This is a genomic window from Kribbella turkmenica, from assembly GCF_004348725.1.
Classification (GTDB): Bacteria; Actinomycetota; Actinomycetes; order Propionibacteriales; family Kribbellaceae; genus Kribbella; species Kribbella turkmenica.
On sequence record NZ_SMKR01000013.1, the window covers coordinates 59,841 to 66,258 of the forward strand.

At 64.6% G+C, this 6,418-nt stretch carries 5 protein-coding genes; 3 read left to right on the top strand and 2 right to left on the bottom strand.

Going from position 1 to position 6,418, the window contains the following annotated elements:
* Positions 1–65: 65 nt before the first annotated feature.
* Positions 66–1,040 carry an isopenicillin N synthase family dioxygenase gene (locus E1218_RS05055; RefSeq protein WP_132316723.1) on the bottom strand — a complete coding sequence of 325 codons (975 nt, stop codon included), beginning with the start codon at positions 1,038–1,040 and terminating at the stop codon, positions 66–68.
* 97 nt (positions 1,041–1,137) lie between these two features.
* Positions 1,138–2,124 (bottom strand): DUF1152 domain-containing protein, encoded by a 987-nt coding sequence (locus E1218_RS05060; protein ID WP_132316724.1) that lies wholly within the window; start codon positions 2,122–2,124, stop codon positions 1,138–1,140.
* A gap of 402 nt (positions 2,125–2,526) precedes the next feature.
* Here E1218_RS05060 and E1218_RS05065 point away from each other — a divergent pair, with 402 nt between their 5' ends.
* Genes E1218_RS05065 through E1218_RS05075 form a run of 3 tightly spaced genes read left to right on the top strand, consistent with a single transcriptional unit; the run spans position 2,527 to position 5,757 of the window.
* Positions 2,527–3,438: an ABC-three component system protein gene (locus tag E1218_RS05065; protein WP_132316725.1), complete on the top strand. Its 912-nt coding sequence runs from the start codon at positions 2,527–2,529 to the stop codon at positions 3,436–3,438.
* Positions 3,422–3,913: an ABC-three component system middle component 2 gene (locus E1218_RS05070; RefSeq protein WP_132316726.1), complete on the top strand. Its 492-nt coding sequence runs from the start codon at positions 3,422–3,424 to the stop codon at positions 3,911–3,913. Before E1218_RS05065 ends, E1218_RS05070 begins: the two co-directional genes overlap by 17 nt.
* Entirely contained in the window at positions 3,910–5,757 is a 1,848-nt protein-coding gene (locus tag E1218_RS05075; RefSeq protein ID WP_132316728.1) for an AAA family ATPase, read from the top strand. Before E1218_RS05070 ends, E1218_RS05075 begins: the two co-directional genes overlap by 4 nt.
* Positions 5,758–6,418: the final 661 nt, after the last annotated feature.

The following is a 6,418-nucleotide window of genomic DNA, read 5'->3' on the forward strand; positions in this document are numbered from 1 at the left end:
GTGACCGGCCGGCTGGGCTCTTAGCGCGTGGAGTCACGATCGGATGCTATACGCACAACGGCTCCTTAAGCCGTGGAGTACATACGGGACACCTTCTCGAGCAGGTGCTGACCCGAGGTCACCGGCGCGTACCGCGGCTTCTCGCCGGGCTGAACGCAGGTCGGGATGCATTCGACTAACGCGTCGTAGTTCGGCTGATGGAAGTACGCGATGCTGTAACGCTCAGTGGCCTGCGCAGCCACCGGCGGATTGACCACGCGGTGAACCGTGCTGCGCCAGCGGTCGTTGGTCCACCGACTCATGAGGTCACCGAGGTTCACCACAAACGCTCCCTCGACCACGGGTACGGCGGACCAGGATCCATCAGGCTCCATGACCTCGAGGCCCCCGGCTGAGCTGTCCTGGTACAGCAGGGTCAAGCTGCCCCAGTCCGTGTGCTCCCCTTTCCGGATTTGCCCTGGAAGTGGCGGAGTGGACTGCTTCGGGTAGTAGTTGGCGGTCAAACTGCCGATGTCTCGGTCGATGAATCGCTTGAACCAGATGTCCGGCAGCCTCAGCGCGATCGCGAACAGTCGCATGATGCGCTGGCTGAGCGCCGACATCTCGCTCGCGTACTCCAGCCACGCGGCCCGGATCCACTTCGGCTCCGGCCAGTGGTTCGGCCTCAACAGGTCCGGATGTGGAGCTGTCGTGTATCCCCGCTCGGGCGCAACGGCCATGCTGAAGACTTCGCATAGATCGGGTGGAGCCGTCACCTCGGCGGCGGCCAGCCGGGGGTCGTCAGCAGTCGCCTTGGCGACCGCGCCATTCTTGCTGAAGCCACGGCCGAAAGGGTCAGCCGGGTCGACGGCCAGCGTGGTCTTCACCTCGGGCGAGAGCGCGAAGACGGCCTTGGTGGCCTCGTACATTCGCTCCACGGCCTGCGGATCGACGCCGTGGCCTTGAATCGCGAAGAATCCATCACGTTCGCAGGCGGCCCCGATGAGTCCGGCAAGCTGCCGGCCGCTACCTGCGCTGAGATCGATCAGAGGAACAGCCATGACTGCACCTGCCTTCTGTTGCTGACATCCGGGGCCAGGTTGCGGTAGTAGCGCCCCGTTGGGTGGGCACTACTACCGCAAGCCTGGAGGCAACGGCCTACCGGGCGTAGTCGATGAACCGCTGGAGGCCGGTCTCGGGCACTCGCCCGAGGGACCGGTAGACCTCCTCGGCGTTCGCGAGGCTGGTCGTCGGCACCAGGTCGTCGGCGTGCTTGGCGACGGTGTCCGTGACGAGGCGCGGGTCGAAGACCCAAATCGGAACGGCCGCGGGCGCGACTCGGGCGACTTCACCGAACGGGTTGCTCTTGAAGACTCGCGCCAGGCCGAACTCCCCGAGTCCAGCCCGGATGACCAGGCTGCCGATCGGATCATGGGCCTGGGCGTGGAGATCGCGGACCTTCTCCAGCGCGGGGTAACTGGAGCCGATCACACCCCGGAAGGCGCCGCCGCGGATCGCCGTACCCAGGTTGTGGTCGAGTTCCTCGAGTTCCATCTCCGCGTCGAGGCCGTAGCCGGCCAGCGCGAAGTAGCTGACGACGTCCTGCTGGAGCAGGCCCGCGAGTGTCAGGTGATCCGCCAGCGACGTCTGCGTCGGCCGAATCTCGGACCCTGTGGACAGCGTGTCGGAACCGACGTCCACACTGATGAGCAGGTCGGCGCCGTAGTGGTCGACGACCGCCTTGATGCCGGCGCCCACGCCTTGCCCACCGCCACGCAGCGAGATCAGGAACGCCTCCCCGCCGAAGTTGGCGGCCGCAGTGGCCTCGTGCGGCGCGCGGCCGTTCAGTTCGGCCTCGGTGCCCACGATGACCGCGTGGTCATTGAGGGGCTTGGCGCCAGTGAGCTCCAGCGGGTCATAGAAGTCGGCGCCGAGGACACACTTCAGGCCGACACGGTCCTCGCCCGGCGGCAGCCACCACTGGCTCGCAACCCCACCGAGAATGACCCGGCCGACGCCCATCCGTGTGAGCCAGTCGCCGACAAGGCTCGCAACCAGGCAGTCACTGCCTCCGCCATGTCCCATGACGATGGCGGTGGTCGCCTCGCGCGCGGCCTCTTCGATCGTTTTGGTACCCAAACCCATGAGGATCCATCCTCCCGTTGCCAGATAGATTGCACGCAAACTATCAGCGATATCCGGTGTTGTCTCTAGGTCGGATATGCCAAATTCTCGGCGTCTCGACCCGCGGCACCGCCTCACTCAGCAGGGTGTAACACTCCGTGCAGATGGATCGATGTAGCGACGGGAACAAGAGTCGTGACCGCTTCGCCGACTGGGGGTGCTGTGCAGGGAGAAGACATCCTTGGAGTTGTTCTCGAGGCCGTGCGGCCGCCGACCCTGCTGGACAGCGGAGTCGCTCCGCCAACTGTCGCGCAGCACCTGGTCTTGACTCCGGAGCAGCACATCTCGGTGTACAGCGACGAGCAGTGGGAGGAGTTCGTCCTCGAGTGGGCGACCAGCCTCGATCCGCGCTATGAGCAGTTGATGCGCAACGGCGGCGCGAACGACCACGGCGTCGACATCGCAGGCTTCCTCACCGACCAACGGTTCGATGGACCTTGGGACTGCTACCAGTGCAAGCATTACCGAGCCTCGTTGAAGGTCAGTGATGCGTACCCCGAGATCATGAAGGTCGTCCTCGGCGCCCTGGCCGGTCACTACACCTGGCCCCGCCGATACCGATTCGCCGCTCCGAAGGGCTACAGCACCTCCCTCGCCAACCTGCTGCATGCGCCCGGCAACCTCAAGCCCGACTTCGTCCGCGAACTCACGAAGCCACGCGGCCCGCTGGCCCGTCAACTGGGCGAAGCGCCGATCGAGGACGTGCTGCGCTTCGTAGAGGATGCGGACTTCTCCGTGTTCGGCACCGTCCAGTTGCACGAACTGACCGGTGGTCACTCCCAGACCCGCTGGCACTCCGTCAGGTTCGGGGTGGCCTTACCTCCCAGACCCATGGCTCCGGTGCCCGCTCCCGAGCCAGCCGAACACGAGCAGCGGTACGTCGAGAAGTTGCTCGCCGTCTACCGAGAGCGCCACGGTGATCCGGACATCACCTCAGCGAACGCCGGCACGAGACCGGCGGTACGCGACCACTACCACCGTCAGCGAGTGGCGTTCTACAGCGCGGAGGCGCTGCGCGTCTTCGCCCGCGATTCCGTTCCGGACGGAACCTTCAGCGCGCTGCAGGAGGAGATCTTCGACGGCGTGATCGACGTACACGACCTCGACCACGACAGCGGCTTCGCTCGCCTGCACGAAGTCAGTCAAGCCGCGCGCAGCCTGTCCATCACGTCGAACGGACTCCTTCCGGTCGTCGCGGTCCGAGACCGCACCGGCATCTGTCATCAACTGGCCAACGACGATCGATTGGACTGGTGCCGTGCAGATCCTCAATAGTCCGATCGAGGTTGGCGTTCGATCGCTCGTCGTACTGAACACGATCTACCCACAGGCACTGGATCTCACCCGCTTGACGCTCATGGACTACTGCCTCGTCCACAGCTCCGACCTCGGCGGGCCGGACAGTGTCTTCCCGGAGGTGCCATCACGGAGCGGCGAGTTCGGAGTGAAGCGCTCGGTGCTCTCCCTCGGACTTCAGCTGATGATGCGAGCCGACATGGTCGACATGCTCACGACCGACGAAGGGCTCGTCTATCGAGCCGGTGAGGAGGCTGCGCCGTTCCTCCAGTTGCTCCGGTCGGATCACGTTGCATCGCTCGTCAGAGTCGCCGAGTGGGTGGTGGACGAGTTCGGACATCTGTCGCAGGACCAGATCCGCGAGCGAATGACCGAGACCACCAGTCGGTGGCAGTGGGAGATCGAGTCACCTCTTGACCCCTTCGACAGCGCACCAGCAGGAGAGGGCCGATGAGACTTCTTCACCTGACGGCTCTGGGCGCCGATGAGGCCCCAGCCAGCATCGAGTTCGGCTCGCGCCTCACAGTGATCTACGGGGCATCGGACACGGGCAAGTCCTATGTCCTCGACGCCCTGGACTTCATGCTCGGCGGCAAGGCGCTGCGAGTCATCCCCGAGGCGGCGGCATACGACCGTCTGCTCCTCGGCATCCAGCTGAGTGATGGCTCGACGGTCACGCTCTCCCGCTCTCTGCGCGGTGGCAACATCGGGGTCTTCGAGGAGGACGTGAGGGGTGAACCCACGCGCCTTCCTGATCAAACGCTGCTGGCGCAGAACAGGAAGTCGAACCAAGGCACGATCTCTCAGTTCCTGCTCGCGGACCTCGGGCTCACCGATCAGCGCGTGCGAAAGAACAGCCGCAACGAGCTCCAGGCAGTCGGCTTCAGGAACCTTGCCCACCTTTGCCTGGTGCATGAGGACCGGATGATCTCTACTCGCTCACCCGTCGAGTCTGGCATCACGCCGGCGCGGACTGCTGAGCGATCAGTATTCAAGCTGCTCCTCGAGGGCGTGGATGACTCGGCACTCGTCGCCGGCGAGGATCCCACCCAATTCAGGCGTGTCAACCGAGGCCAGCTGGAGGTACTGCAACGCGCAACGGAACAGGTCCGGAGATTGATCGCCGACGCACCGGAGCGGCCTGCCGTCCTGGACCGACTCGCGCAGGTCAACTCCGAGATCGAGCGAACGTCGGAGGCGATTGAAAACGCCCTGGATCGCCGCGACGGCTTGATCAGCGAACGAGATGATCTCCAACGCGCGGTTCGAACTGAGCGGGAGCGAGTGTCGGACACCGCGACTCTGCTGTCACGCTTCATGCTCCTGGATCAGCAATACTCCTCAGACCTGGAACGGCTCACCATGGTCAGAGAGGCCGGAACACTGTTGGGCTACTTCGACAGCGACGTCTGCGTCTTCTGCGGAGCCCTGCCCGAGAATCAGAACCCAGGCCATGCGGCATACGAGACCGCCCAGCTCGCCGAGGCTGTCGAGACCGAGATCCAGAAGACCACAGCCCTGAAAGGGGATCTGTCAGGCACGATCGAGGGCATAGTGTCCGACCGTGGTGACGCCCAGGCGCGGCTGCAGGATGTCTCTCGTGGTGTCGAGCGGCTCGCCGAGTCGATCCGGTCGCTGGACGAGCAAGTTCAACCAATCCGGGACGACCTCTCGGAGCTTCTCGCTCGGCGCTCCGAACTCGAACGCTACGTGATCCTCTGGGAGAGGATCGACGAGCTCGAGTCTCTGTACCAAGAGGTCGAGCTCGCTACTCCAGATACCCCCGAGTCAGTCAACGTCGGGATCGGTAGCCACACACGGCGGGACTTCTCGGCGGCGCTGAGGCGGATCCTCAGCGACTGGCAGGTGCCAGGTTCGGCCGATGCAACGGTCGACTTCGATGGCGCACCGGAGATCGTGCTCGAGCACAGACGCCGAGCTGACCGAGGCAAAGGCATGCGAGCCATCCTCAACGCGGGATTCTCGGTCACGCTGAGCGAATACTGCTTGGAGCACGGCCGACCGCACCCCGGCTTCGTCGCCTTGGACACCCCGGTCCTGACCTACCGCGACGCAGACTCCTCCAGCCGGCAGCGCGGCGACGAACTCCTGAGCCAGTCCGTATCAGACGCCTTCTACGCCAGCCTGACCAATGACTACCTCACCCAAGTCATCATCATCGAGAACGCCACCCCACCGCGGATCGCGTCCCCCGACTGCTCCGTCATCTACTTCTCAGGCACCGCAGGTATCGGCCGCCCAGGCTTCTACCCCGCACAGCCACCAGGCGACGCTTAGTTTCTCCGAGCAGGCATCTTTGCATCTGGGCAGATTCGCCGCACCCGACCTGCCCACGGGCCAGCAGGCCTGCGCCGGCGCGAGTTCGCCGCGTTGGAGGTCCGCTCCGATGAACCCCATACCGCACCTATTCGCAGCTAGACGGGGAGTCGTTGCCGATAATCACGATTGCATATAGTTTGTGCGCAAATCACTTGCCAGGCGATAGCCTCGTACAGCCAGTCGGCTTTCCCCCAGACGGCTGTGCCAGATCGGAGGTGCCGGCACCTGGGTGTTGGCGCTCAGTGTCGCCGGCGCCACCCGCCCGATCTGCTGGGATCTTCCGGCACCGTCGGCGGGCAGGCCCGCGGCACCGGAAGATCCCGCCATAGCCGACGTCCACTCGACATCGCGCCCAGCACAGCACGCATGCGAGGTGCCACAACTCGCCGTCTAGCTCGCCGGATTGAGTGCGAATCAGTGCAGCATCCTGCGACGCGTTGAGGCCTCCCTTTCGAGGTCTGCGCAGGTCACGGGCATGTCGGCAATCGCCGCAACACCACACCAAACCTGCCCCGGTAAAGCGGTGGTTAGGGGTTCGAGTCCCCTCACCGGCTCCAGTGTGATGTCTCAAGACATCGGCATGGCTCCGAACCTGCATTCTGGGTTCGGAGCTATGTGT

What these genes read in the sequence shown, in the direction of transcription:
- E1218_RS05055 (WP_132316723.1), bottom strand. Translation starts at nt 1,040, where the DNA reads ATGGCTGTTCCTCTGATCGATCTCAGCGCAGGTAGCGGCCGGCAGCTT.
- E1218_RS05075 (WP_132316728.1), top strand. Translation starts at nt 3,910, where the DNA reads ATGAGACTTCTTCACCTGACGGCTCTGGGCGCCGATGAGGCCCCAGCC.
- E1218_RS05060 (WP_132316724.1), bottom strand. Translation starts at nt 2,124, where the DNA reads ATGGGTTTGGGTACCAAAACGATCGAAGAGGCCGCGCGCGAGGCGACC.
- E1218_RS05065 (WP_132316725.1), top strand. Translation starts at nt 2,527, where the DNA reads ATGCGCAACGGCGGCGCGAACGACCACGGCGTCGACATCGCAGGCTTC.